A 2,708-nucleotide genomic window follows, 5' to 3' on the forward strand; every position below is an offset into this window, starting at 1 on the left:
GCCTTCCGCGAACAAACTAGATGTGAAACGGCCGCCCGTCGATTCTCGGCGGACGGCCATGGCTGCGTAGGAAATCAGGGCAGCGTCTTGTTGGGATAGGTCTGCTGGAAGCGGTCGAGGATGGCGTCGCCGTTCTTGACCAGCGCGTCGATGCCGTCCTGCACGCTTTCCTTGTTGGCGAAGATCGCCTGCATCTGCGTGCCGAACTCGGCGCGGATCTGGGTGAAGTTGCCGAGGCGGATACCGCGGGTGATTTCGGTCGGCTCCGAGGCGGTCAGGCTGGCGATTGCCACTTCACGGCCCTTGTAAGGCGCCTTGTCGTAGAAGCCGCTTGCCTTCATGTATTCGAAGCCCGACTTGGTCACCGGGATATAGCCGGTGTTGGTCGACCAGAACAAAGCGGTCTTGGGGTCGTGGATGAAGTTGAGGAAGGCGGCCGCGCCCTTGTATTCGGCGTCCGACTTGCCGGAGAGCACCCACAGCGAAGCGCCGCCGACCAGCGAGTTCTTGCGCTCGGTGCCGGCATAGACCGGCAGCTCGGCGACATCCCAGTTCATGCCTTCCTTCTGGGTCTTGCCGACCGTGCCGTGGTCGCCGACCGAGGTCATGATGACCTGGCAGGTGCCGGTGGCGAAGGCCTGCACCATATCCTGGCCGAGGTCCTTCGACTTGATCTTGATCAGGCCGTCGTCGTACCACTTCTTCAAGTCGGTGACGTACTGGACGAACTTGGTCTTGTTCATTTCCAGGCGGGCGTCGAGGCCGTCATAGCCGTTGTTCTTGCTGGCGATCGGCTGGTTGTGGATGGCCGAGAACTGCTCCATCAACTGCCAGCTTTCGTTGCCGGAGATGTTGATCGCCATCGGGCAATCGTAGCCGGCGTCCTTCAGTGCCTTGAGGTCGGCGCCGACATCTTCCCAGGTCTTCGGCGCCTCGGTCTTGCCGATCTTGGCGAAGGCGTCCTTGTTCCAGTACATCAGCGCCGTCGACGAGTTGAACGGGAAGGACAGCATCTCGCCCTTCGAGGTCGCGTAGTAGCGGGCGATGCCGGGGAAATAGTCGCTGTAGTCGATCTTGTAGCCGTTCTCTTCCATCAGCTTGTCGGCCGGCTTGTAGGCGCCCGACAGCATCATGGTGGCGGTGCCGACGTCATAGACCTGGACGACAGTGGGCTGCTTGCCGGCGCGGAAGGCGGCGATGGTGTTCTGCAGCGTGGCGTCGTAGTTGCCCTGGCTGGTGCAGACCACTTCATAGTCGGACTGCGAGGCGTTGAAGTTCTTGCACAGCGTGTCGACGACGCGGGCGAGATCGCCCGACAGGCCGAACCAGAAGTCGAATTTGACCGGCTCTGCAAAGGCAGGCGCCGCGAACGCGGCGCTGAGCGCGCCTGCGGCAAGGGCAGCGAGGCCCCGCTTGATGATCGTCATGGTTTTTCCCTCTTGAGTGGCAGTTTGACAAGGTTTGGCGCAAGTCCCTGCCGCTCTCTTAGAGAAGGTATGTGACAGCTCTGTTGTGGCCCCCGGACTGGTAGGTTGGGCCCTGTGGACAGCCGGTCTCTCCTCCCCTTCGGCGGTGGTGCCGGCATGAAAACGTCATATCGGCGGTCTAGGAAGCTAGAGCGCCAAAAAGTGGCGTAAAGGCCGCCCGTGATTAACCGGCTAAATTTGGACGCCAGCTGAATTGGACGAATGACATGCTTGTCGCGCAATTGACCCATGTCCCGATCGCCGAACGCCAGGCGATGCGGGAAGGTCCGCGCGACAGCGCCACCCACCTGCGCCACGCGGCCGCCATTCCGGCGCTCGGCGAGATCGAGATCGGCGGCAGGACATCCCGGGGCAGCGCCGGCGAGAGCCTGACCGTGATGGCCTGGAACGTCGAGCGGCTTCGCCATGTCGAAGCGATTGCCGTAATGATCGCCGGCCAGGCGCCGGACGTCGTCCTGCTGTCGGAGGTCGACAAGGGCATGGCACGCACCGGCAACGGTCATCCGCTGAGCCGGCTTGCCGACCGGCTCGGCCATGCCTTCGCCTATGGCGTCGAGTTCGTCGAGCTGGGCGCCGGCAATGAAACGGAGCGGACGGCAGCCGGCAAAGCCGAGAATACCGAAGGCTTCCACGGCAATGCCGTGACCAGCGCAGTGCCGCTGCTGCGGCCGTTCCTCATTCGGCTGGATGCCGCCGGCGGCTGGTTCCGGCCGGAGCGCGGCCAGCCGCGCATCGGCGGGCGGATGGCGATCGGCGGCCAGGTGCTGGTCGGCGAGCGCCGGGTGACAATCGTTTCCGTGCATCTCGAAAACCGCACCGATCCCGCCGGCCGGGCCGACCAGATACGCCATCTCCTCGATGCCATCGACAGATACGACGCGGAAGCGCCTGTGCTGATCGGCGGCGACTTCAACACGCTGACCGCCAGCCATGAAGAGCGTCACGACGACCCGGTCGCATGGCGCGCCAGGATCGCGGCCGAACCCGACCGGCTGATCAAGGTCGAACGCCACGAACCGTTGTTCCAGGTGTTTGCCGAGCGCGGCTATGGCTGGCGCGACGCCAACACGCTCGACCGGCCGACCCAGCGGCGAGCGGCGGGAGACCCGACGCCGATCGGCCGCATCGACTGGTTCTTCACGCGCGGCCTTGCGGCAAGCGCTCCGGCCACCCTGCCGGCGGTGCTGCCCGACGGCAGCCCGAGTTCCGACCATGAGGCAA

2 protein-coding genes are annotated in these 2,708 nt (G+C 64.3%); one reads left to right on the forward strand and one right to left on the reverse strand.

Annotated elements, in window-relative coordinates:
* Positions 1 to 74: 74 nt before the first annotated feature.
* A complete protein-coding gene (locus tag EOA38_RS32890; RefSeq protein WP_126091711.1) occupies positions 75 to 1,427 on the reverse strand; it encodes an extracellular solute-binding protein in 1,353 nt (450 codons plus the stop codon).
* A 266-nt stretch (positions 1,428 to 1,693) separates the two neighbouring features.
* Between EOA38_RS32890 and EOA38_RS32895 the strand changes: the two genes are divergently transcribed.
* Positions 1,694 to 2,708 (forward strand): endonuclease/exonuclease/phosphatase family protein (locus tag EOA38_RS32895; protein WP_127301194.1); only part of this gene is annotated, 1,015 nt, incomplete at its 3' end.

Origin of the sequence: Mesorhizobium sp. M1E.F.Ca.ET.041.01.1.1 (assembly GCF_003997355.1) — a bacterium.
In the GTDB taxonomy this organism is placed as follows: domain Bacteria; phylum Pseudomonadota; class Alphaproteobacteria; order Rhizobiales; family Rhizobiaceae; genus Mesorhizobium.